At 67.4% G+C, this 22,892-nt stretch carries 22 protein-coding genes; 14 read left to right on the forward strand and 8 right to left on the reverse strand.

Going from position 1 to position 22,892, the window contains the following annotated elements:
* Nucleotides 1-2: 2 nt before the first annotated feature.
* From IU514_RS14330 to IU514_RS14340, 3 genes are read left to right on the forward strand one after another with little or no spacing between them, the layout of a single operon-like run.
* On the forward strand, nt 3-2,396 hold the full coding sequence (locus tag IU514_RS14330; RefSeq protein ID WP_194931807.1) for a heavy metal translocating P-type ATPase: 2,394 nt from the start codon (nt 3-5) through the stop codon (nt 2,394-2,396).
* Nucleotides 2,393-2,614 (forward strand): cbb3-type cytochrome oxidase assembly protein CcoS, encoded by a 222-nt coding sequence (ccoS, locus tag IU514_RS14335; protein ID WP_194931808.1) that lies wholly within the window; start codon nt 2,393-2,395, stop codon nt 2,612-2,614. The genes IU514_RS14330 and ccoS overlap by 4 nt, the downstream gene beginning before the upstream one ends.
* Nucleotides 2,604-3,320: a sulfite exporter TauE/SafE family protein gene (locus tag IU514_RS14340; protein WP_194931809.1), complete on the forward strand. Its 717-nt coding sequence runs from the start codon at nt 2,604-2,606 to the stop codon at nt 3,318-3,320. The genes ccoS and IU514_RS14340 overlap by 11 nt, the downstream gene beginning before the upstream one ends.
* Before the next feature lie 95 nt (nt 3,321-3,415).
* Here IU514_RS14340 and fnr read toward each other — a convergent pair whose 3' ends face one another.
* Nucleotides 3,416-4,180, reverse strand: a complete 765-nt coding sequence (fnr, locus tag IU514_RS14345) for a fumarate/nitrate reduction transcriptional regulator Fnr (protein ID WP_228760736.1) — start codon at nt 4,178-4,180, stop codon at nt 3,416-3,418.
* A 120-nt stretch (nt 4,181-4,300) separates the two neighbouring features.
* Entirely contained in the window at nt 4,301-5,308 is a 1,008-nt protein-coding gene (locus tag IU514_RS14350; protein WP_228760737.1) for an alpha/beta fold hydrolase, read from the reverse strand.
* Between the two features lie 321 nt (nt 5,309-5,629).
* On the opposite strand from IU514_RS14350, the gene IU514_RS14355 reads away from it, so the two are divergent.
* From IU514_RS14355 to IU514_RS14365, 3 genes are all read left to right on the forward strand, one after another.
* Nucleotides 5,630-5,908: a hypothetical protein gene (locus IU514_RS14355; protein ID WP_194931810.1), complete on the forward strand. Its 279-nt coding sequence runs from the start codon at nt 5,630-5,632 to the stop codon at nt 5,906-5,908.
* 91 nt (nt 5,909-5,999) lie between these two features.
* Nucleotides 6,000-6,272 carry a DUF4242 domain-containing protein gene (locus IU514_RS14360; RefSeq protein WP_194931811.1) on the forward strand — a complete coding sequence of 91 codons (273 nt, stop codon included), beginning with the start codon at nt 6,000-6,002 and terminating at the stop codon, nt 6,270-6,272.
* 124 nt (nt 6,273-6,396) lie between these two features.
* Nucleotides 6,397-8,988, forward strand: coding sequence for an ATP-binding protein (locus IU514_RS14365; protein WP_194931812.1), 2,592 nt, complete (start codon nt 6,397-6,399; stop codon nt 8,986-8,988).
* A gap of 12 nt (nt 8,989-9,000) precedes the next feature.
* Here IU514_RS14365 and IU514_RS14370 read toward each other — a convergent pair whose 3' ends face one another.
* Both IU514_RS14370 and IU514_RS14375 read right to left on the reverse strand, forming a co-directional pair.
* Nucleotides 9,001-9,423, reverse strand: coding sequence for a hypothetical protein (locus tag IU514_RS14370; RefSeq protein WP_194931813.1), 423 nt, complete (start codon nt 9,421-9,423; stop codon nt 9,001-9,003).
* A gap of 28 nt (nt 9,424-9,451) precedes the next feature.
* On the reverse strand, nt 9,452-10,369 hold the full coding sequence (locus tag IU514_RS14375) for a LysR family transcriptional regulator (RefSeq protein WP_194931814.1): 918 nt from the start codon (nt 10,367-10,369) through the stop codon (nt 9,452-9,454).
* 106 nt (nt 10,370-10,475) lie between these two features.
* On the opposite strand from IU514_RS14375, the gene IU514_RS14380 reads away from it, so the two are divergent.
* Nucleotides 10,476-11,225, forward strand: coding sequence for an SDR family oxidoreductase (locus IU514_RS14380; protein WP_194931815.1), 750 nt, complete (start codon nt 10,476-10,478; stop codon nt 11,223-11,225).
* Nucleotides 11,226-11,309: 84 nt separating this feature from the next.
* On the opposite strand, the gene IU514_RS14385 is transcribed toward IU514_RS14380, so the two are convergent.
* Nucleotides 11,310-11,546: a hypothetical protein gene (locus IU514_RS14385; protein WP_194931816.1), complete on the reverse strand. Its 237-nt coding sequence runs from the start codon at nt 11,544-11,546 to the stop codon at nt 11,310-11,312.
* Nucleotides 11,547-12,369: 823 nt separating this feature from the next.
* Here IU514_RS14385 and IU514_RS14390 point away from each other — a divergent pair.
* Nucleotides 12,370-13,143: a hypothetical protein gene (locus IU514_RS14390; protein ID WP_194931817.1), complete on the forward strand. Its 774-nt coding sequence runs from the start codon at nt 12,370-12,372 to the stop codon at nt 13,141-13,143.
* A 60-nt stretch (nt 13,144-13,203) separates the two neighbouring features.
* Here IU514_RS14390 and IU514_RS14395 read toward each other — a convergent pair whose 3' ends face one another.
* Nucleotides 13,204-14,886 carry an ABC1 kinase family protein gene (locus IU514_RS14395; RefSeq protein ID WP_194931818.1) on the reverse strand — a complete coding sequence of 561 codons (1,683 nt, stop codon included), beginning with the start codon at nt 14,884-14,886 and terminating at the stop codon, nt 13,204-13,206.
* Nucleotides 14,887-15,143: 257 nt separating this feature from the next.
* On the opposite strand from IU514_RS14395, the gene IU514_RS14400 reads away from it, so the two are divergent.
* The 6 genes from IU514_RS14400 (at nt 15,144) to IU514_RS14420 (ending at nt 19,489) form a co-directional block, all read left to right on the forward strand.
* Nucleotides 15,144-15,500, forward strand: a complete 357-nt coding sequence (locus tag IU514_RS14400) for a hypothetical protein (protein WP_194931819.1) — start codon at nt 15,144-15,146, stop codon at nt 15,498-15,500.
* A 7-nt stretch (nt 15,501-15,507) separates the two neighbouring features.
* Nucleotides 15,508-16,041, forward strand: coding sequence for a cold shock domain-containing protein (locus IU514_RS14405; RefSeq protein ID WP_194931820.1), 534 nt, complete (start codon nt 15,508-15,510; stop codon nt 16,039-16,041).
* A gap of 112 nt (nt 16,042-16,153) precedes the next feature.
* On the forward strand, nt 16,154-16,282 hold the full coding sequence (locus IU514_RS19105; RefSeq protein ID WP_267464041.1) for a hypothetical protein: 129 nt from the start codon (nt 16,154-16,156) through the stop codon (nt 16,280-16,282).
* Nucleotides 16,283-16,519: 237 nt separating this feature from the next.
* Nucleotides 16,520-17,101, forward strand: coding sequence for a DUF7010 family protein (locus IU514_RS14410; RefSeq protein ID WP_194931821.1), 582 nt, complete (start codon nt 16,520-16,522; stop codon nt 17,099-17,101).
* A gap of 159 nt (nt 17,102-17,260) precedes the next feature.
* Nucleotides 17,261-18,637: an FG-GAP repeat domain-containing protein gene (locus tag IU514_RS14415; protein ID WP_194931822.1), complete on the forward strand. Its 1,377-nt coding sequence runs from the start codon at nt 17,261-17,263 to the stop codon at nt 18,635-18,637.
* Nucleotides 18,638-18,832: 195 nt separating this feature from the next.
* Complete coding sequence (locus IU514_RS14420; RefSeq protein WP_194931823.1) at nt 18,833-19,489, forward strand: outer membrane beta-barrel protein; 657 nt, start codon at nt 18,833-18,835, stop codon at nt 19,487-19,489.
* Between the two features lie 75 nt (nt 19,490-19,564).
* On the opposite strand, the gene IU514_RS19165 is transcribed toward IU514_RS14420, so the two are convergent.
* Together IU514_RS19165 and IU514_RS14430 are read right to left on the reverse strand one after the other, a co-directional pair.
* On the reverse strand, nt 19,565-21,769 hold the full coding sequence (locus IU514_RS19165; RefSeq protein ID WP_194931824.1) for a sensor domain-containing diguanylate cyclase: 2,205 nt from the start codon (nt 21,767-21,769) through the stop codon (nt 19,565-19,567).
* Between the two features lie 287 nt (nt 21,770-22,056).
* Nucleotides 22,057-22,698, reverse strand: coding sequence for a hydrolase (locus tag IU514_RS14430; protein ID WP_194931825.1), 642 nt, complete (start codon nt 22,696-22,698; stop codon nt 22,057-22,059).
* Between the last annotated feature and the right edge of the window lie 194 nt (nt 22,699-22,892).

Here is a 22,892-nt window from a genome sequence, read left to right on the forward strand (position 1 = left end):
GCGTGAACGCCGCTGTCGCCAGTGAGATTGAAGCTGCCGAGGGCACCTGCCACCACTGCGGCGAGGCGCTGCGTGCCGATGCCGTGTTCAATGGCGGCCTCGGTTATTGCTGCCACGGCTGCGCCGCTGCTTCGGAGTGGATTGCCAGCGCACACCTGGACGATTACTACCGGCTGCGCAGCACGCCAGCCGGCCGCGTCGATGCCGACCCGGCCGATTTCAGCGCATGGGACCGCGACGCCGTGATCGCCGGCCACAGCCGCGAAGTGCCGGGCGGCCGCGAGATCACCGTGCTCACCGATGCGATGCGCTGCGCGGCCTGCGCCTGGCTGATCGATCGCGCACTGCGCCGGCACGCCGGCGTGCTCGATGCCGTCGCCAACGCAGTGACGGGACGGATCACCGTCAGCTGGGACCCCGCTCGCGTTGCGCTGTCGGTGCTGATGTCGCGGCTCGCCGCGCTCGGCTACCGGCCGTGGCTCGCCACCGGCGAGGCGCGCGAGCAGGCGCAGAAGCGCGAACGCCGGCGCTGGCTGATGCGCCTGGGCGTGGCCGGGCTCGGCGCGGTGCAGGCGATGATGTTCGCCGAGGCGCTGTACCTCGATACCGCGCAGCAGATGCCGATCGCCACACGCGACTTCTTCCGCTGGATCACCTTCCTGGTATCGACGCCGGTGGTGTTCTACGCCGGCTGGCCATTCCTCGAAGGTATGTGGCGCGAACTGCGCGGCCGCCGCATCGGCATGGACACGCTGATCGCCGGCTCGACGCTGCTCGCCTATTTCGCCAGCCTGCTCGAAACGCTGCGCGGCGGACCGCACGTCTGGTACGACGCGGCGGTGATGTTCGTGCTGCTGTTGCTGGTGTCGCGCATGTTCGACCAGCGTGCACGCGGCATCGCCAGCGCGCAGGTCGATGCGCTGGCGCGGGCGCGGCCGGTGCTGGCCACGCGCGAGGGCGCGAACGGCAGCCGCGAACAGGTTCCGCTGGCCGAACTTGGCGTCGGCGACGTCGCCTGGGTCGCGGCCGGCGAGACGGTTCCGGCCGATGGCGAGCTGATGGATCACGACGCGGCGTTCGACGAGGCGCTGATCACCGGCGAATCGACGCCGGTGCGGCGCGTTCCCGGCGACATCGCGCTGGCCGGCAGCCTGTGCCGCGAGCATCCGGCGCGGCTGCGCGTGGTGCGCACCGGCAGCGACACGCAACTTTCGCAGCTGACCCGCCTGGTCGAACAGGCGCAGGGCTCGCGTCCGGCATTGGCCCTGCTGGCCGATCGCGTGGCCGGCGTCTTCGTCGTCGCGCTGCTGCTGTGCGCGCTCGCGGTCTACGCCTGGTGGCGCCAGCACGATCCGGCGCGGGCATTGGAGGTCACGCTGGCGGTTCTGGTGGTCAGCTGCCCGTGCGCGTTGTCTCTGGCGATACCGACCGCGCTGACCGCCGCGCACGGCGCGCTGGCGCGCATCGGTGTGCTCGGCGTGCGTGGCGACGCGCTCGCCACGCTGGCGCGCGTGGATCGCGTCGTGTTCGACAAGACCGGCACGCTCAGCCAGGGCAAGCCCGAACTGGAAGGCGTCGAAACGTTCGGACTCGCACGCGAGGACGCCCTTCGCATCGCCGCCGCGCTTGAACATGGCAGCCGCCATCCGCTGGCGCAGGCGTTCGCCCACATCGCCTCGCACGACCGCGTCGAGGCCCCGCGCTCCGTGCCGGGACTCGGCCTGGAAGCGCGCATCGACGGTCACACGTGGCGGCTCGGCCGCGCCGACTTCGCCGCCGCACGCGACGACGACGGTGCGCTGTGGCTGGGCGACGGCGGGCGCGCATCGGCACGTTTCGCCATCCGTGAAGCACTGCGTCCCGACGCCGCCGCCGCGGTCGCCGCGCTGCAGGCGCAGGGCTTGTCCGTCGAACTTTGCAGCGGCGATGCCGCGCCCGCGGTGCAGCGCTTCGCCGGCGCCGTTGGCATCGCCGATGCGCGTGCACGGCTGTCTCCGGAACAGAAGCTTGAGCACATGCGTTCGTTGCAGGCGCGCGGCGACGTGGTCGCCATGATCGGCGACGGCCTCAACGATGCGCCGGTGCTGGCCGGCGCCGACGTGTCGCTGGCGATGGCCGAGGGTGCGGCCCTGGCTCAGCGCGCCGCCGACTTCGTCGTCACCAGCCCGTCGCTGCTGCGCATCCCGCAAGCCGTCGCGCTGGCGCGGCGCACGCAGTCGATCGTGCGCCAGAACCTGGCGTGGGCGATCGGCTACAACCTGCTGGCGCTGCCGCTGGCCGCCGCCGGACTGGTCACGCCGTGGCTCGCGGCGATCGGCATGGCGGCATCGTCGCTGCTGGTCACGCTCAACGCGCTGCGTCTGGGCCGCGCGCCGAAGGAAGGGCTGGCGCCATGACCATCCTGCTGCTGCTCGTTCCGATCAGCCTGGTGCTGCTGGGCGTTGCGATAGGACTGTTCGTGTGGGCGGTGAAGCGCGGCCAGTTCGACGACCTCGACACGCCGGCGATCGACATCCTGCGCGACGATCACGCGACCGTGCGTGGCGAGGAACGACGCAATGAAGCCGGGCGCGGCGATAAGGCGGACAGCGAGGAGCGCACCGATGGCGGTTGACTGGCTCGCGCTGGGCGCCGCGATGCTGGCCGGCCTGCTCGGCGGCGTGCACTGCGCCGCGATGTGCGGCGGCATCGCCACCGGCTTCTGCGCCAGCAGCGCTTCACCGTGGGTCGCGCTGGAAGCCAACCTCGGACGCATCTTCGGCTACACGGTCGCCGGGGCGATTGCCGGTGGTTTCGGCCATGGCATCGTCGAGGTGGCGCGCGTCGAAGGCCTGGCGCTGACGCTGCGCATGCTCGCCGGCGCGGTGCTGGTGCTGGTCGCGCTGCGGCTGCTCGACCGGCGCGGCCGGCTCGCGTTCCTGTCGAAGCCCGGCCAGCACGCCTGGCGCCTGCTGCGTCCGTTGCAGCAGCGACTGTTGCCGGCCGACACGCGCGCCAAGCGTATCGGCCTGGCGGTGTTGTGGGGGTGGCTGCCGTGCGGACTCAGCACGACGCTGCTGGCGGCGGCGTGGCTGCAGGCACATGCGTTGAATGGCGCGCTGCTGATGCTGGCGTTCGGACTCGGCACGCTGCCGGTGATGCTGCCGCTGACCTGGAGCGGCGCACGTCTCGGGCGCTGGCTGCAGACACGCTGGCGCCACGCCGCGGCGATGCTGGTGCTGATGGCCGGCGTGATGACGCTGACCGCGCCGTGGCTGATGCAGGTACCGGCGCTGCACACGCTGCTCGGCGCGCTGGGATGCAGCACGCTGCCGGCTTGATGTAACGAAGGCGGTTGGGCGAGGCGACGGGCGCGCCAAGGCGCCCTCATCCGCCCTTCGGGCACCTTCTCCCGCGCGCGGGAGAAGGGAATCATTTACGCCCTGCGCGTACGGCGCTCCGCCTCCGCGGATTCACCACCGTGCGCCAGGCGCATCAGTTCAGCCGCATCGAGGATCTCGACGCGGCGGCCGGTCACCGCGATCACTTCGTCTTCCTGCAGGCGGGTGAAGCCACGGCTGACGGTTTCCAGCGCCAGGCCGAGGTAGCGCGCGATGTCCTCGCGGCTCATCGGCAGCTTGAAGTGCGTGCCGGACTCGCCGATGTGGCGGAAGCGTTCGGCCAGCCCGTGCAGGAACAGCGCGATGCGCTCGTTCGCCTGGCGCCGCACCAGCATGCCGAGGTGGTCCTGGTCGCGGCCGACGCTTTGACCGATCACGCGCAGCAGCTGCTGCTGCAGGCTCGGCAGCTGCGAGGCGACCTCCGCCAGCAGGTCGAAGGGGACTTCGCAGACATTCGCAGTGGTCAGCGCCACCGCTTCGCAGCGGTGCTCGCCGGCCCCGAGCGCATCCAGCCCGATCAGTTCGCCGGGCAGGTGGAATCCGACGATCTGCTCTTCGCCATCCTCGCTGATGCTCACGGTCTTGAAGGCGCCATCGCGGGCGACGTACACCGCGTTCAAGGCATCGCCGGGGCGAAACAGGCGTTCGCCGCGCTCGACCGGGCGGCGGCGCCGGACGATGTCGTCCAGGCGCTGCAGGTCGTTCGGATCGATACCGGCGGGAAGGCACAGCTGCTGCAGCGAGCATTGCGCGCAGCCCCGGCGCAGTCGCGCCACATCCAGAACCATCGAATCGGCCATGGCATGTATTTTGCCATGAATGTGACTTTCGAGCCCGAATCTCCGGGAGACGGCGTGGTTCAGCAAAGTGACCGGAGGCGCGGCGCCACGGGGGCGCCGGGCCCTGCCGCCACGCGCCGCTCAGGACTTCAGGAACGCCAGCATGTCGGCGTTGAGCTTGTCCTTGTGGGTATCCGTGATGCCGTGCGGCGCGCCGGGATAGACGATCAGCTTGTTGTTCTTGATCAGCTTGGCCGAGGCGCGGGCGGACGCGTCGATCGGCACCACCTGGTCGTCGTCGCCATGCACGATCAGCGTCGGCACGTCGAACTTCCCCAGGTCCTCGGTGAAGTCGGTTTCCGAGAACGCCTTGATGCTGTCGTAGGTGTTCTTGTGCCCGCCCATCATGCCCTGCAGCCACCAGAAATCGATCATGCCCTGCGACGGCTTGGCGCCCGGCCGGTTGAAGCCGAAGAACGGTCCGGCCGGCACGTCCTTGTAGAACTGCGAGCGGTTCTCCAGCTGCGCCTTGCGCAGGCCATCGAACACGTCGATCGGCAGGCCGCCGGGATTCTTGTCGGTCTTCACCATCAGCGGCGGCACCGCCGAGATCAGGCCCGCTTTCTTCACGCGCTTGGTGCCGTGCCGGCCGATGTAGCGCGCCACTTCGCCGCCGCCGGTGGAGAAGCCGAAGATGGAGATGTCCTTCACGTCGAGCATGTCGAGCAGCTGGGCCAGGTCGTCGGCGTAGTGGTCCATGTCGTTGCCATCCCATGGCTGGCTGGAACGGCCATGGCCGCGACGGTCGTGCGCGATCACCCGGAAGCCGTTGTCCGCCAGGAAGATCATCTGCGACTCCCAGCTGTCGGACGACAGCGGCCAGCCGTGGCACAACACGACCACCGGGCCGCTGCCCCAGTCCTTGTAGTAGATCTGCGTGCCGTCTTTGGTGGTGAATGTGCTCACGATCTCTCTCCGGGGAGTGGTGGGAGTGGGGGCTGCGGCGGTCGACGCCGGCTCGGTAGGCGGCGACTGCGCTGTGCACGCGACGAGCGGGAGCACCGCGCCGACGGCCATCGCCGCCGCACCGCCGGCCAGCAATGCACGGCGCAGTTCATCGACTTCAGTGGGGGATGGATGGGTGGGCATGCGCGCCTCGCGGGAATCTCACGCGCCGGTGCGTTCCGGCACGCCCTAGGGTTGGCGAGCGCCGTGCACGATGTCGTGTACCAGCGTGCGGGCCTCTTCATACAAAAGCAGCGGCCAGCCGGCTCGCGGCCTCGATGAACCGGCCCCGCTGGAACACCGGCCTGCTCCCCACATGGCCGATGGGTGGACGTCGCATGGGGGACGAATATGGGGACAGGCCCCGCGCAATCTGGGGAATGCTCCCGATGTGGGCGGAGCCGCCGATTCCTACGATGTCACCACGGTCCGCACCCGGACTGCCCGCCATCAAGGAAAGCCGCCATGTCCCGCTACATCGTCGAACTTGCCTCCTCCGCCGGCCTCGTCGCTCCGCAGTCCGGCCGCCGCGACCTCTTCGCCCCGATCCCGGGCGACAGCGAAGCCGCGTGGGTGCGTGCCGAGGCGGCCCTGGAAGAGGTCCTGCGCGTTCAGGACGAAGCGCCGGTCCGCCATGTGCACAACGCGCGCGACTTCGGCATCGGTTACGGCAACAGCTCCGGCTACGGCACCGATCGCCACTACGTCAGCGACTGGAACCCGCCGCGCTTCAGCTTCCGCTGATCCGTGCACACGCGTCATCACTGCAACAACCACGCCAATCCCTCCGCACCTGCCACGCGGTCACGGCAACGACAAACGAAGGACATCGGCAATGCCCCGCTATCTGGTCGAACGCACGTTCGCGGACGCCCTGTCGATTCCCGTGGATGCGGAGGGCGCGCGGTTCTGCGCGAAGATCGCCGGCGTCAATGGCGACTGCGGAGTCACCTGGCTGCACTCCTATGTCAGCGCGGACCGCAGGAAGACGTTCTGCATCTACGATGCGCCCGCGCCGGAAGCGATCCGCCAGGTCGCGCGCCGTAACGGCCTTCCGGTCACCAGCATCACCGAGATCTCGGTGCTGGAGCCGTACTTCTACTTCTGAACGCGTGCTTCTTTGCGCGTGACCGGCACGATGCTTGCGCGGGGCGATGGCCCGGCGCGGGCGCTGCGTGCGTTGGGGGATAATCGACACGATCCCTCGGAGCCGCGATCCGGACGGTCGCGATGTGGACGATACCGTGGAGCTGATCGAACGAGACCAGGCCCTGCAACTGCTGCAAGGTGCGCTCGACGTGGCCGGACACGGTTCCGGCCGCACCGCGCTGGTGTGCGGCGAAGCAGGCATCGGCAAGACCTCGCTCGTCACGCAGCTGGTATCCATGCAGGGCGATGCACGCGTGCTGTGGGGAGGCTGCGAAGCCTTGTTCTCGCCGCGCCCGCTCGGGCCGTTGTACGACATGGCAGGCGCACTCGGCGCGCCGCTGCGCGCGATGCTGGGTATCGAAGGCCGGCGCATCGAACTGTTCGCCGCGTTCCTCGCCGAACTGCAGGAAGCGCCTGGCACCACCATCATCGTGCTCGAGGACCTGCACTGGGCCGACGCGGCGACGCTCGACCTGGTGAAGTTCCTGGCGCGGCGCATACAGCGCGTTCGCGCCCTGATGGTGCTGAGCTACCGCGATGACGAGATCGGCGATCGCCACCCGTTGAAGCTGGTGCTGGGCGACCTGCCCGCCGACGCGGTCGTGCGCGTGCGCCTGCTGCCGCTGTCGGAACAGGGAGTGGCGGAACTGGCACGGCAATCCAGCCGTCCAGCCGAAGGTATCTACGCCGCGACCGGCGGTAATCCATTCTTCGTCACCGAGGCCTTGCGCGCCGACGGCCTGCCGGCGACGGTGCGCGACGCCGTACTCGCGCGTGCCGCGCGCCAGCCGCCGGAAGTGCGCGCCCTGCTCGATCTGGCGGCGATCGTGCCGGCGCGCATCGAGGCAGGCATCGTCGAGACGGTTCTGGCCCCGGCACCGGCGGACATCAACGCGGCGCTGGCCTCCGGCCTGCTGCGGACCGACGGGCGCGCCTACGCGTTCCGCCACGAATTGGCGCGCATCGCGGTCGAAGAAGCGCTGCCGACACCGCTGGCGGCGACACTGCACGCGCGCGTGCTGGCCGAACTGGAGCGCTGCGGCTGTGCGGCGATGTCGCGACTGGTGCATCACGCGTCAGGCGCAGGCGACTCCGATGCGGTGTTGAAGTACGCATTGCAGGCCGGCGACCAGGCCGCTTCGCACGGCGCGCACTGCGAAGCGGCCAAGCTCTACGGCACCGCGCTGGCGCACGCCGATGGAATGTTGCCGCCCGCGCTTGCGGAGCTGCAGGAGAAGCTCTCGTTCCAGTGCTACCTGACCGACCAGAACGAAACCGCCATCGCCGCGCGGCTGGCGGCACTGTCCATCTGGCGCGAACTCGGCGACGTGCGCCAGGAAGGCCGCACCCTGCGCTGGCTGTCGCGGCTGTACTGGTTCGGCGGGCAGAAGGTCGAAGCCGAGGCCTACGCGACCGACGCCGTGCAACTGCTGCAGGACCTGCCCGAGGACGAGGCCTATGCCTGGGCGCTGAGCAACCGCTCACAGCTGTACATGCTGTCGGGCCACACCGACGAATCGGTGGACTGGGGCATGCGCGCGATCGATCTGGCCACGCGCATCGGCAGCGCCGAGGTGCTGAGCCACGCGCTCAACAACGTCGGCACCGCGCTGTATTCGGCCGAACGGCCCGACGGCCGGCCGATGATCGAGCGCAGTCTGGAGATCGCGCTGGAGCATGGCTTCGAGGAGCATGTCTCCCGCTGTTACGTGAACCTCGTCAGCACGGCGATCAAGAACCGCGAGTATGGCGACGCGCAGACGCGCATCGACGAGGCGATGCGCTACTTCGCCGCGCGCGACCTGGATTCGTGGTCGAACTACATCTCGGCCTGGCAGGCGCGCCTGCTTTTCGAACAGGGACGCTGGGACGACGCCGCGCAGGGTGCCGCGCGGCTGGTGAACAGCCAGGGCGTGGCGGCGGTGACGCGGATCTGCGCGCTGGCCGTGCTGGCGCGGCTGCGCCTGCGCCGCGGCGATCCCGGCGCGGAGGCATTGCTTGAGGAAGCGTCCACGCTGGCACGCAAGTCCGGCGAACTGCAGCGGCTGGCGCCGGTGGCGTGCGCCTTCGCCGAAGCGGCGTGGCTGGACGAGGAACGCGGCGTCGACGGCATCGTGCCGCAGACGCTGGAACTGGCCGAGCAGCGCCAGGATGCGCACTCGCTCGGCGAACTGCGCTACTGGGTGCGCAAGCTCGGCATCACCGAGGCAGGGCCGGAGGGCGCGGAAGAACCGTACGCATTGATGATCGCGGGCCGCTGGCGCGAAGCCGCCGCGTTGTGGGAACGCCTTGGCTGTCCGTACGATCGCGCGCTCGCCCTGCTCGACGGCGACGAGGCCGCGCAGCGCGAAGCGTTGGCGCTGCTTGAAACCCTCGGCGCCTCGGCGGTGGTCAAGCACTGCCGCGAACGGCTGCGCGAGGCCGGCGTGCGAGGACTGGCACGCGGTCCGCGCGCGACCACCAGCGCCAATCCCGCCGGCTTGACCGTACGCGAGCTGCAGATCCTCGGCCTCCTCGCCGGTGGCCTGACCAACGCCGAGATCGCGCGCCGGCTCGTGCGGTCTGAGAAGACGGTGGACCACCACATCTCGGCGATCCTGCGGAAGCTCGACGTGCGTTCGCGCGGCGAAGCGGCCAGCGTTGCCGGGCGCCTGGGTTTCCTCGCGCAGGACTGAACCGTTCGCCGATTAGGCCGGCACCGTGCGGTAGAACGCGCCGCGCCGGGACGCCTGCTGCCAACCCCAGAACAACCCGGCCGTGTTTATGGCGGTAATGAAGAGTCCAACCGGGTCGACATCCGGGTAGCGCGCGAACAGGACGTAGAGCAGCCAGGCATAGAACAGCGCGTAGGCGCCATAACAGGCCACCAGCGCGCGTCCGCGGGCGTAGCACGTCGCGATGAAGGCCAGGACCGGCGCATGGAAATACAGCAGCGCCCGCAGTCCATCCGCGTCGTACCAGACCGAGCGGCCGTCGAGGATCAGGAGCGCAGTGGCCGCGATCGCCAGCGCCGCGTAGATGCGATTGAGCCACCGGTATGGTCTTGCCAGCGGCGACGCCTCGGGCAGTGGCAACGGCTGTGCGGGCGGCTGGTACGGGTTGAACTCCATCGCATGTCCTTGCGTTGCGGTCGCGCCATCATGGTACGGCGTCGATTCCGGAAACCAGCCGTTCGGCCAGTCGCGGCTGTTTGAACTGACCGATCCACCATTCCAGTGCGCGGCCCTGGTGGTCGCCGCGCCAGGCGACGTACAGCGTGTTCGGTTCGCGCGGGTCGTCCATGGCTTTCTCGACCAGTTCGCCCCGCTCCAGCAATCCCGCGATGCGCTGGCGCGGCAGCCAGCCGACGCCGAGTCCGTCGCGCTGCGCCTGGATCTTGGCGCGCATGCTCGGCACCGCGAGCTGTGCCTGCCCGCCGACCACGCCATAGCCGCGCCCTTCGCCGCGGCGCGCCGTGTCGGCGACGACCACCGCGCGATGCGCCATGACCTCCTGTCTCGGCAACGGCTCGTTGGCCTTCGCGAGCGGATGCCGCGGCGACACCGCGAACACCCAGTCCATCACGCCGAGTTCGAACCAGCGCAGGCCGGGAATCACCGGCGGCTCGTTGGTCGCACCGACCACCAGGTCCGCGCGCCCGTCGCGCAGCGCTTCCCACGTGCCGCCCAGCACTTCATGGGTGATGCGCAGGCTGACGCCGGACTTCAGTTCGTCGAAGGCATGGATGACGGGAAGCAGCGTGTCGAACTCGAGCAGTTCGTCGGTGACGATCCACAGACGGTCCTCCCAGCCGCCCGCGACCTGCTTCACCCGTTGGGTGAGGCGGGAGACGTCCTGCATCAAACGTGCCGCCTCCTGTGCCAGCAGCAGCCCGGCCGGCGTCAGTTGCAGGCGGTAACGGCGGCGGTCGAACAACAACGCGTCGAATCGTTCTTCCAGCTGCCGCGCCGCATGCGAAACGGTGGACGGCGCCTTGCCCAGCCGGGCAGCCGCACGCGACAGGCTGCCGCTCTCGCGGATGGCCTCCAGCAGGGCAAGTTCATCCGGGGACAACATGTTCGACGCCTTCGAACGAGTCGGCCCGGATCATGGCACGGAAACGGGAACGGCCAGGAGCAGGATGCGCTCAACGGCAATCCGCCGTGTCCTCCGGAGCAGATCCATGAACCGTTTCAACCAGAAAACCGTACTCGTCACCGGCGGCAGCAGTGGCATCGGCCTCGCCGCGGCGCAGGCCTATGCCGCCGAGGGCGCGCGCGTCGTCATCACCGGACGCGACCAGGCCACGCTCGACCAGGCCGCGTCGGCGATCGGCGGCAACGCCGTTGCGCTGCGCAACGACGCCGGCGACACGGCCTCGGCCCGGGCGCTTGGCGCCGAACTGAGCTCACGCGGCATGCGCCTCGACGCGGCCTTCATCAATGCCGGCGCCGCAAAGTTCTCGTCGTTCGCCGACACCACCGAGGCGTTCTTCGACGACCTGTTCACGACTAACCTCAAGGGCGCGTACTTCCAGTTGCAGGCGCTGCTGCCCGTGCTGAACGATGGTGCTTCGATCGTGCTCAACGGCTCGATCAACGCCCGCATCGGCATGCCCAACACCTCGGTGTACGCCGCCAGCAAGGCCGCGCTGATCTCGCTGGCGAAGACGTTGTCGGCCGAGCTGCTGCCGCGCGGGATCCGCGTCAACGTGGTCAGCCCGGGCCCGGTGACCACGCCGCTCTACGGCAAGCTCGGCCTCGACGACGCCGCGCTGAAAGCGACCGCCGCGCAGATCCAGAGCCAGATTCCCCTGGGCCGTTTCGGCACGCCGGAAGAGATCGCCGCGACGGTGCTGCACCTCTCGTCGCCGGAATCAGGATTCATCGTCGGCACCGAGATCGTGGCTGACGGTGGCATGAGCCAGCTGTGACCGCGCGCATCCGCTGAGTACCGGCAAGCAGTGAGACGGCCCGAGCATGCGGGCCTTCTCTTCCCTCCATTCCATCGCGCGGCGTCACCTCGCGACGCCGCGCCTGGCCAGCATCGCCTGGATCGCATCCTCGGCCACCGGCCAGAAACTGCCCGCGCGTTGACGCACGACATCGGCGTGCGGCGCGAAATGCTGCATCGCCTCGTCCGGTTGCACGATATCGAGGATCGACTCGAGCATCTCCTCCAGCACCTTCAGATCATCCTCGAGCACGGTCGATGCCGTGCGTTCGTGGCGTGCCTTCCAGGCGAACAGTTTCATCTCGGCACGCCTCCTCTGATAGTGATTGCAGATGCTCCCAGCCGTTTCTCCTCGTCGTGTTGCTCCTCGTCTTTCCGCCCGCAATCCTCGCGTCGATAAAGTAAAGCGGGCGCGAACGAGCGGTAATGCAGTCCTTCTTCATTCACACGGGAAAGTGAAGCCCCGCGAAGCCGGGCTTCGCGGGGCTCATCGGTCAAACGCCTAATGCGCATACGTTTCAGATCGCATTTCCCGTCATCGCCTGCTCAAGGTGCGCCAACTCCCAAGCCACCTCTTGGCGTATGCGCTGCAACTGCTCCTTCTCGCATCCGGCGGGCCAGCTCATTTCGGCATTCCTGAGCACGCACCACAACCGGCGAAGCACCTGGCAATCACCGTGCTCACTGGCGTTACAAGAGATTCGTCGCGCCTCTTCCTCCACGGTGTCCAGGTCATGACCAGTCCTCGTTTCGAGCACTGCACCTCCCGTGACACGTCGCGCGCCATTCGCGCAGAAGCCGCCAGCCGGGCATCGGCTGGCGGCCCGACAGGTACTGGGCCTGTCGTCTCTCGAGGATCCGTTGAGCGGCGCTCGCATTACCCTCAAGGTTGCGCAAGCGTATTACGCGTTGCCTAAGCCGGCGGTGATGGCATCAACGCTCCTCGCCGACCCCGCGATAACTTTTCTTTAAGCGCTGGTTTTGTTTCGTTGGCATCGCATCAAGCCGCATGACTGAACGATTCATCGTCCAACAACATGTTCACGCAATGACAGACGCGCGATTAACGGAAACGCCTGCACCCTCATCGCTCTTTTCAACGATGAAATAATGAGGAGCACGACATGGCCAATCCGGAATCGCGCGCGTTCAATCGCGACCCCATTACCGGCGCAAAGGGCTCTCATCCTGTCGGTGTGGGCCTTGGCGGCGCAGGTGGCGCAGCACTCGGCGCTTTTGTCGGTGCGCTGGGCGGGCCCATTGGCATGCTGATCGGCGGCGGCATCGGTGCGGTGGCTGGCGCCGTTGCCGGCAAGGGCGTCGCCGAACGCATCGACCCGACGATGGAGGAGGAATACTGGCGCACGCATTACGTCGCCAGACCCTATTACGACGCCCGCTACGACTACGACGCCGATTACGGCCCGGCCTACGCTTACGGCACCGATGCGCGCGTCCGATATCGCGACCGCCATTGGGACGACGACCTGCGCGCCGAACTGCGCCACCACTGGGAGAAGGCGAAAGGCAAGTCCCGCCTGGCCTGGGAGCAGGCGGAAGACGCAGTGCATGACGCATGGGATCGCAGCGACCGCACCTATCGCGCCTATGACGCCACCGATCGCTATTACGAGTCCGCCTTCGACCGCGCGCCCTATCGCGATGCGGCGGCGACGTTCGACGACTACCGTCCAGCCTACCGCTATGGCGTGCAGGCGCGAACGCATTACGGCGACCGTGACTGGGACGAGGCGCTGGAGCGCGACCTCGGCCATGGCTGGGAGCGCGTCAAGGGCGATTCGCGGCTGGGCTGGGAGAACGCGAAGGCCGCGACCCGCGATGCGTGGCATACCGCGGAGCGCGCTATCCCGGGCGACTTCGATCGCGACGGACGCTGAAACCAACACCGCATCGAACCGGGGCTCACGCCCCGGTCCTGCGTGACGATTCGCCTCAAGTTACCCGCGCGGCCCGCGTTCTTCCGGGGGTTTGGCCTTGCGGTCGTGCATCAATGCACTGATCACCAGGCCAAGCCCGAGTGCGGTGGCGACCAGGAACAGGACCATCGCCAGCTTCGCCGCGCCCACCGGCAAGCCGCCGGGTTGCGCGCGCAGCAGCAGCGCCGAGGCGAGGATCAGGGCGGCGATCACGATGCCCGCGGCGATGCGGTTGGCGATCTTCTGCAGGTTCTCCATCAAACGCGATTCCTGCAGACCGGTGATGCGCACCTGCAGCCGGTTCTCGGCAATCAGGGAGAGCGCCGCCGAGACCTTGCGTGGAGCGTCCTGCATCAGTCCCTGCAGTTCGACCGCCTCCACTGCGAGTGACGGCAGCGACATCGAGCGCTTCATCTGCGCACGCACGACGCGCGGAAAATGGTCCTCGAACACGGGCTTGACCATCAATCCCGGTGCGAGCATCCGGCACACGCCTTCCAGGTGCAGCAGCGCGCGGCCGAGCAGGCTCAGTTCGGGCGGAGAGCGCAGGCCACAGGCGGCGCCGATGCGCGTCAGGTCCAGCATCAGGCGGCCCTCCGAGTAACCCTGCAGGTCGGCGTGGGCGGCGTAGCGCGCGATCAGTTGCCCGGCCTCGCGCAGATATCGCTCCTCGTCGAATTCCTCCAGACGGGTACCCAGCGCGATGACCTCGTCGACGGCCTCGTCGCCGCGGCCATCGACTGCCGAGAACATCAGCTTGAGCAGGCGCGTTCGCTGCCGCGGCGGCACGTGCACGACCATGCCGAGGTCGAAGATCGCCATGCGCCCGTCTCCGGTGATCAACAGATTGCCGGGATGCGGATCGGCGTGGATCTCGCCATACACGAAGATCTGGTCGAGGTAGCCGCGCAGCAGCGATTCGCACAGTTCCTCCAGCCGATACGACGGCCAGCGGCGTCGCGCCGATTCGTCCGGCCGCAGACCTTCGATCAGTTCCATCACCAGTACGCGCGAGTTCGTCAGCTCCCACACCGGCCTGGGCACCAGCAGGTCGGGATAATCGGCCAGGTGTTCGGAGAAGCGTTCGAGGTTGGCGGCTTCCAGGCAGTAGTCCAGCTCGTCGTGAAGCGCCTTGCGGAACTCGTGCACCCAGTCGGAGAAGCGCACGCGCTGCCCCAGGCCGGTCGTGCGGTCGACGCCGCTGGCGATCGACTCCAGTGTCGCCAGGTCGTGCCGCACTTCTTCGGCGATGCCCGGCCTCTGGATCTTCACCGCGACGGCGCGGCCGTCCAGCAGGCGCGCACCATGCACCTGCGCAAGCGATGCCGAACCCAATGGCACCTCGTCGATGCTTGCGAACACGCGCTCGAGCGGCATGCCCAACGCGTTCTCCAGTTGCGGCCGGATCGCCGCCCACGGTACCGGCGTGACCTGGCTCTGCATGCGCGCCAGCGATTCAAGGTAGATCGCAGGCACGACGTCGGGCCGCGTCGACAACGCCTGTCCGAGCTTGACGAAGGTCGGACCGAGCGCTTCGAGGTCGTCGACGAATTGGTCCGGGCGATGATCGGCTGCCTCGGCTTCGGCTTCCATCCCCATCGGCACGCGCAGATCCAACCCGGTGAACATGCCGGAGCGGCGGTAGCGCACCAGGAACCGCAGGATGCGACTGGTGCGCATCAGGTGTTGGCCATTGACGTGCATGCGGACTCCTAGCCCGCGTCAACTTGATCCTTGTGCCGTGAAGCCAGTGTTTTTCGACTACACGCGTCCGATGGCAGTCGGTTGCATCGCTCGGCTTGACTGCCACGTTGGAGCGACTGAACATCGACCACACTCGCCCGCGTGGGGACGCTGGACGAGTGCCGGGGACGAGCGGGACTCGCATCGCGATGCCGACCTCGGGACTGCCTTCTTCGGAGCCGCTTCCGGCTCGAATCACGACATATCCAGGGGACGACATGACGGACGTGCAGACGGCGCTGGACCCGCAGCAGGAGAACCGCAGGCTCCGTGCCGCCGCAGAAACCATGCGCTCGAGGCAACGTCTCGCGCTGGGCGGCGTGGCCGCGGGCGCAATGGTGATCGGCGCCAGGCACCAGTTCGCGCAGGTGATCCCTGCCCCGGTCGGCCTGGCCGTGCTGGCAGGCGGCATCGCCATTCCGCTGCTCGCCGCCATTCCGTTCCTGCGCAGCAGCTGCCCGAAATGCCGGCAGCGCTATCACTCGCTGGCTTCGGTGTTCCGCCACCCCGATAACCCGGCCGACTGCAAGTCGTGCGGGTTCAACATCAACAAGCACATTCCGCGTTATTCGTGAGGTGCACATGCGGACTCACGGCACCCTGACCAAGTGGAACGATGATCGTGGGTTTGGCTTCGTGTCGCCGGCGGCTGGAGGTTCCGATGTGTTCGTGCACATCTCCGCGTTTCCGCGCGATGGCGAACGCCCGCACTTGAATGAGCTGATTTCGTTCGAGACGGAGGCTGGACCCAACGGACAGCCACGCGCCGTGCGCGTCATGCGCGCCGGTCAGCCCGCCAAGGCCGGGCGGCAGCAACGCGCCTCCGGCCGATCAACCAGGCGTATCGGACTGGTCGAGGCGTGCGCGCTGGCCGCGATCGTGGCAGCCGGCGCATATGGCTATTCGCGGTTCACTGCATCCCACTCCACCGGAGACACGATGCATGCTGCCGTGGCGGCACCTGCACCGGCAATCCAGTTCCATTGCGACGGCCGCAAGCATTGCTCGCAGATGCGCTCCTGCGCCGAAGCCACGCAGTACCTGCAGCATTGCCCCGGTATGGAAATGGACGGCGACGGTGATGGCGTCCCCTGCGAGCAGCAGTGGTGCTACTGATGGCGCGATCCTGCGTGGCTGGCCTGGCCGTGCCAATCCGGGCCTGACTTTGGGCACGTCCATTCCCGAAGGCGGCGTGATCGAATCGGTTGCCACCCATCGGAGCGCCACCATGGCCAAGAAGGTTCTGATCGGTCTCATCGCGTTCGCCATCGTCTGCGCGATCGCCCGCGCCGGGTACTCGTTCGGCCAGCACCTCGCGCAGGATGCCGACACCGGGGCGACTGCCTCGACGCAGTAAGGCCTCGCGCCCGCTCCATCGCGCATAGACGACGCCTCGGCGGGTTGACGACGGTCGAGGCAGCCTGTTCGCGGCCATCTTTGGCTCCTAGCGCCGGCCCTCGCGTGGCTCCTTCCCACCCGCTCGCCGTCGCGGCACTATGCGCGCTGGCGCCGGCGGGACCACGGCCGCTGCGTGCCGCTTCGGATCTGGATGCTCATGCCGTCGCGTGGCGCGGCCTCGAATGGAGTCTCTGCGATGACGATGGATTCGCTGGACCAGGCCAAGACCGATCTTCTGCGCGCGGCCGGTGCGGGCATCAGCCTGCCGGCGGCGGGAATGCTGTTCTGGCTCGCGCTGGGCACGGCGGGCTATCTGCTCGATCCCAAAGCCTGGGGCCTGGTCGCCTGCTTTGGCTCGGGCCTGATCTTTCCGCTGGGATTGCTGCTGAGCAAGCCGCTCGGCTCCAACCTGTTCGTGAAGGACCGGCCGCTGAGTTCACTGGCCTTGCGCGCCGTGGTGTCGATCAATCTGTTGTGGCCGCTGCATTTCGCGGTGTACTTTGCCGACCCGCAACTGCTGCCGCTGTCGCTGGCCATCGGCATGGGTCTGCATTGGCCGATCATCGGCTGGATGTACGGCAGCAACGCCTGCTTCCAGCATGCGTTCCTCCGCGTCGGCGCCGCGAGCGCGGTGTGGTTCCTCTATCCGGAAGGCCGTTTCACGGTGCTGCCGTTTGCGGTGGCAGCGGCCTATCTGGTGACCATCGTGCAGTTGAAGCGCGAACTGGCGGCCGCACAGCGTCCAGGCGAGGCAGAACCGCTGCGCGATGCGATCTGATCGCAACGGGCCAGATGCAGCCCTGAAAGCGCGCCTGACAATTCACTCAAGCCGGAGCCGCTTCGCGGCTCGCACCGCGGCATCCGTCACGGCCTGGGCCATTGCCCATCCATTTGCCGTGCCTTAGCGTGTCGCGCGGGGACTCATGGAGCGGTAGCGATGCACAGGACAGGGGAGCGCCGCGCTGCGGCTGGGTCGGGTTCGTTGAAGGGTTTCGCGGTGCTGGCCGTGCTGGCGCTGGCCGGTTGTGGTGGTGGGGGCGGGGGTGGTTCGAAGCCATCCGGTGCCAACACTTCGCCGCCAACGCCGGTTCCACCACCGCCGCCACCGTCGCCGTACGAGATCAATCGCGCGTTCCGCTTCGACGCGGCCGTGTTCTATCCGCCGGCACTCGATTTCCTTGCAACGGCGACTTCGATCGGCGACATCAACAGCGATGGGCGCCCGGATGTGGTGTTGGCCACCGAAGGCGTGTACCGCGAGGAAGACCGCAGCCGCATCTTCATCTACCCGCAACTGCCAGGTGGACTGCTCGGCGCCGCCTTCAAGTCGCCGTTCCTGGACACCTACCCGTGGCAGCCCATCGGCATGACGCTGGGCGATCTCGATGGCGATGGCGCGCCTGAAATCTTCGTCGGGCACCAGGAAGGTCTCACGGTGTTCAAGTTCCACAAGGACAGCCAGGCCATCACGAAGGTGTTGCACCCGGACCCCCACGGGTTCAGTACCGTCGCGACGCTGGATGTCGACAACGACGGCAGGCTCGACGTCGTCGCTCAGACGTCGTCCTACGGTGCGGTCATCTACAGGGGCGACGGCCTCGGTGGCGTCAGCCGCTTGCGCGACCTGCCCACGCCACTGCGCGGCTACAACTACATCACGGCCGAGGACATGAACGGCGACGGCCGCGAGGACCTGCTGCTGATCCACCAGGGCTTCCACTGGTGGCTGATGCTGAACGACGGCGCCGGCGGACTGGCCCCGCCGCGCGAACAGGCCTTGCCGCGTTGGCGTGCCGACAACATGTCGTGGACCGGAGTCAGCCTCGGCGTCGGCGACTTCAACCGCGATGGTCGCAAGGATGTCGCAGTGAGCCTGAGTTCCAATCGGCCGGCCGGCATGGCTATCTTCCTGCAGCAGGCCGACGGCCAGTTCGTGCTGGACAAGGTCATGGAATCGCATGACCTGCCGGGCGCGGTGATGGTGGCCGACATGGACGGCAACGGCCTCGACGACGTCCTCACGCTGCACAACGGCTTTTCAACGATGGGCGTCTATCTCCAGGGGCCGGGCGGGCTGGAGGCGGAGACGCGCGTCAGCATCGGCGTTCACCTGTACTCGCCGACGTCCCGCTTTCGGCCGGACGGGTTCGCGCTGGGCGACGTCAACTCGGATGGCTGCAAGGACGCAGTCATCGCCGACTACATCCACGGCGTGATGATCTTCCACGGACGCGACTGCAAGCGGCCCGCTGCCGCCACGGCGGTAAGCCGGGCGATGCTGTCTGCGGTCACCTCGAAACTCGGCGGCGGCTGAGCTCGGACGCGCGCCTTCGCGTCCTGCGGTGACGTCGCGTCTGGGGCGATGACCAGGTGTCGTCACCCCGCCTGTGCCGCCTCTGCCGATGTGGCGATATGGAAGCCCGGCCCCAAAGTCCGGATTTCCTCTTCTGGTACCTTCGTCCCGCCGCATGTCGCGGCGGGGACAACCTCACAGGGACCAGGGGATTTCATGAAGAAGCGCTTTGCATTGGCCGCGCTGCTTGCGGTCACGCCGCTTGCCACATCCGCGCAGGCATTGAGTTACAGCTATGTCGAGGGTGGCTTCGAACGATCCGAGGTCGACGAGCAGTATCGGGACAAGACGGGCGTCGATGGCCCGTATGTCCACGGCTCGGTCGAAATCGGCAGCAGTGGCTTCCACGTCTTCGGCCGCTACGCGAATCTGAGCGGAGAAAGGCACTCGGCGTCGAACAGCGGCGGTCACACCTACGACAACGACTTCGAGACGGGTGAGATCGGCCTGGGGTATCACCACGGCCTGGGCGATCGGCTCGACCTCATCGCAGAGGCCTCGCTCCTGAACCAGAAGATCAAGACAACGCGCACGACCAGGCCCTTCTTCGGAAACCCGGAGCCTTACACCGTGACCGAATTGGACGACAGTTCCAGCGCAAGCAGTATCGCCGTCGGTGTGCGTGGTTCGATCAGCGACCAGGTCGAAGGTTGGGCCAAGGCGGGTTACGTCGGCGACGGCGTGTTCGAGGGCGGGTATATCGCCACGCTCGGTGGTCAGTTCAAGTTCGGCCGGACGTGGGGCGTGGTCGGAGAACTGGAGCTCTCCGATTCATGGAACCAGGCGCATTTGGGCGTGCGCGCGAGTTTCTAGGGCCTCTTGAAGCCATGCAGCCCCGGCTTCGTCCGGGGCTGCGCTGATGGCATCGAGCCGCGATGGATGAATCTTTCATCCCGACGAGCACGCTTCCGCTTCCGCCAGTACCACGCAATTGCGACCTGCCGCCTTTCCCCGGTACAGGGCCTTGTCCGCGCGTCGCAAAAGTGAGCCTTCGCTTTCGTCTGGCACGTACTCCGCGACGCCGAAGCTGGCGGTGATGGGTAGCGTCAGCGGAGGGATGACCGTCTGCGCCAACGTCGTCCGGATGCGTTGCGCGCACGCCTGCGCATCGCTTGCGCCCACCTCCGGCATAAGGATGACGAACTCCTCGCCACCAAAACGCGCCACCAGGTCCGTATCGCGACAATGAGTACGGATGAGGCAGGCGAACTCATGCAGCACGCTATCGCCGACCTGGTGTCCGTGTTCGTCATTGACTCGCTTGAAGTGGTCAAGATCGGCAATGACAACTGACAAGTGACCGCCATAGCGCTGCACGCGGTGAACCTCGCTGCGAACCGCTTCGTCCAGCCGGCGCCGGTTGGCCAGGCCAGTCAGCGGGTCTGTCAGGGACAATGCGCGAATGGCCGCTTCGCTCTCGCGCAGCGCCTGTTCGGTGCGTTTTCGCTCGGTGATATCCAACACCGCGCCGGTCATCCCGATCACCTCGCCGCTGCCGTTCTTGAGCGGGAAGTAGCTGGCCAGGAAGTCGTGGTCGTTCTCCGGGTCTTGCCGCGTGCGCCCGTGGATCTCGACCTCGACGACCGGCTCGCCGCGCTCGCAGACCGGCCGGTAGATCTCCACGAGCTGGTCGGCCAGGTGGGGAACGATCTCCCATATCGACTTGCCGATATGCGCTTCCGCCGGTATCCCGTTGATCTGCGCCATGCGCTCGTTGATGCGCAGGTAGCGGTATTCGCGATTGAGGGTGCAAAGCCCAACCGGGGCGTATCGGTAGATCTGTTCGATCTCCATCAGCCGCTGCCGCACCTGCTCATTGACTCGTGCAAGCGCCTGCCGTGCCAGCCTGCGTTCGGTTATGTCGAAGACCGTGGACCGGCTCATGACGAACCGGCCCGCCGCATCGCGCACGGCCGTAGCACTCACCGAAATCGGCATGGCGCTGCCGTCCTTGCGGCGTATCTCGAATTCGACGTCCTTGACTTCACCCTGGGATTTGAACGTCTTGAAGACTTCTTCGAAGAAGTTCGCGTTCTCCGGTGTCAGCAGATCGCGGAACGCCAGCTTTCCGACTACTTCGTCGCGCTCGTATCCAAGCCAGGAAAGCTCGGTGTCGTTGATGCGGACGAACACGCCGTCGGCATCCAGCGAGTGATACCCGCAGGGCGCACGCTCGTACAGATCCGCCATCTCGTCGGCATACTCCCTCAACGCGGCCCGCGCCTGCCTGGACTTCGTGTCGGCAACGTCCAGCAGGCGCGCATTCCACCAGATCACCGAGACGAAGATCGCGACCATCGTGACAACCATCAGGTCGACGCCAATTCCAGCCGGATAGAGTCCCGCCTGCTCGCCCCGCATACGCAGCCAGGCGAGCGCCAGTGGAGTTGCGAACGCGAATGGCAGCAGTCGCCGCGCGAACCTGCCGCCTACGCCGGCACTGGCGAGCAGGGTCTTGAACCCCCTTGCGGGCTGGATGGCGAGGATACCGATGGCAAGCAGCAGCAGCGCGGCGAACGTGTGCAAGGCGACACCATGGAACATCGGCCTCGCATAGAGCGATGATTTTCCATAAAGGAAGGCAAGCAACCCCATCAGCAACATCGCCCCGGTCGCCAGCGCCAACAGCCGCGCCAGCCGTTGCGCGGTCCTCGAATCGAGACGGATCAGCAGCAACGCCGTGCCAAGCATCCCGAATCCCAGTGCGCCGACCACGGACATGCGTCCGTGGTGCTCGTCCTGTACCTCGCCATGCGGGTCGAGAAACAACAGTTCGTCGATACCAAGATTGAGGTCCAGCAGGTACTCCGCCAGCGTCAGCGCGCTGATCGCGACAACGACCCACGGCAGCACACGTGCCACCCGCCCCCACCAGGTTCGGTCGTAGTCCGGGCGCAGCAGCAAGAGCGCAGCGCCGGCGAGAACGAACGCCACCGCGCTGAAGGGCGCCATGGCACCCAGTTCGGAGTGGATGCTCTTGAACAGTTCAATGTCGGCTTGCCAGCCGACCAGCACGAGTACGCCTACCGTTGCCACCATCAGCGCACAGACCTGCGAGGCGTACAGCAACCGCCTCACTATGCTGTCGTCCACGAATTCGCCGACGGATGCGATTGCGGCAGAACGTGGAGCGTGGGATGCGGCGCTCACGGCGGAAGGCGACCGGCTTTCTGGCTGAATAGCCAGTTCGCATTCTAGTGGCTCGGCCCCATCGGCGGCATGAAACACCCGCTTAGGTGATCACTGCTTTCCGTGAGTGGCCGCTTCTGGCCGACGGCAGACGCTCGTGCCCGTCGAAGCGACGGTGGCCTCCCTTACGTCGGTGATCCAGGTGCTGAAGCGAAGCCGGGTGGAGAAACCTCCACCCGGCTGTATTCGGCTTACTCGGTGCGGTCGTAGGCGAACTGGATGCCCGCGGTTCCACCGGTCTCGATGAAGAGGTTCATGAAGGCGGGCACCGTTTCCTGGCGCTGCCAGTCGCGCTGCAGTTCGCAGAACAACTGTGGCACGCTGATCATCTTGCCGCCGGCCTGCTCGATCCGGCGAAGTGCCATCTCATGCGCAGTGACCGAGGTTCCGCCGACGGCATCGGCCACGACGTACACCTCGTAGCCTTCCTTCAACGCGTCTAGCGCCGGGAAGGTGAGGCAGGCCTCGGTCCACAAGGCGGTCATGATCAGCTTCTTCCGGCCCGTCGCTTCGACGGCCTTGCGGAACTCCACGTCCTCCCACGAGTTGATGGTGGTGCGGTCGTAGGTGGGGAGCTTGTCCAGCACCTTGCGCAATTGCGGGATCGGCGGCTTGTTGAGGCCGGTCTTCACGTTGACCGTGGAATGCACGATCGGCAGGTTGTATGCGACAGCGGCTTTCGACGCACCGACGATGTTGTTGATCAACAACTGACGGTCCATCGAGGCGATCGAGTTGACCTGCACGGGCTGGTAGTCGATCACGATGAAGGCGGCGTTGCTCGGGGTTAGCAGATGATCCTTGGCGGGATCGCGGATGGGCTCGCTGGCCATGGGGGTGCTCCTGTTGCGTGGGGAGGGGACGGGGTGGGAGGGGCGATCGCGACACCCTTGCCGCGAACGCGCGGTCGGGGGGGGGGGGGGGGGGGCCCCCCCGGGCCGGGGGGGGGGGGGGGGGGGGGCGCGCCGCCCCCGCCCCCCGGGGAGGGGGGGGCGGCCGGCGCGGGGGGGGCCGGGGGGGTGGTGAC

Source organism: Lysobacter niastensis (assembly GCF_015453285.1).
Lineage (GTDB): Bacteria > Pseudomonadota > Gammaproteobacteria > Xanthomonadales > Xanthomonadaceae > Lysobacter_J > Lysobacter_J niastensis.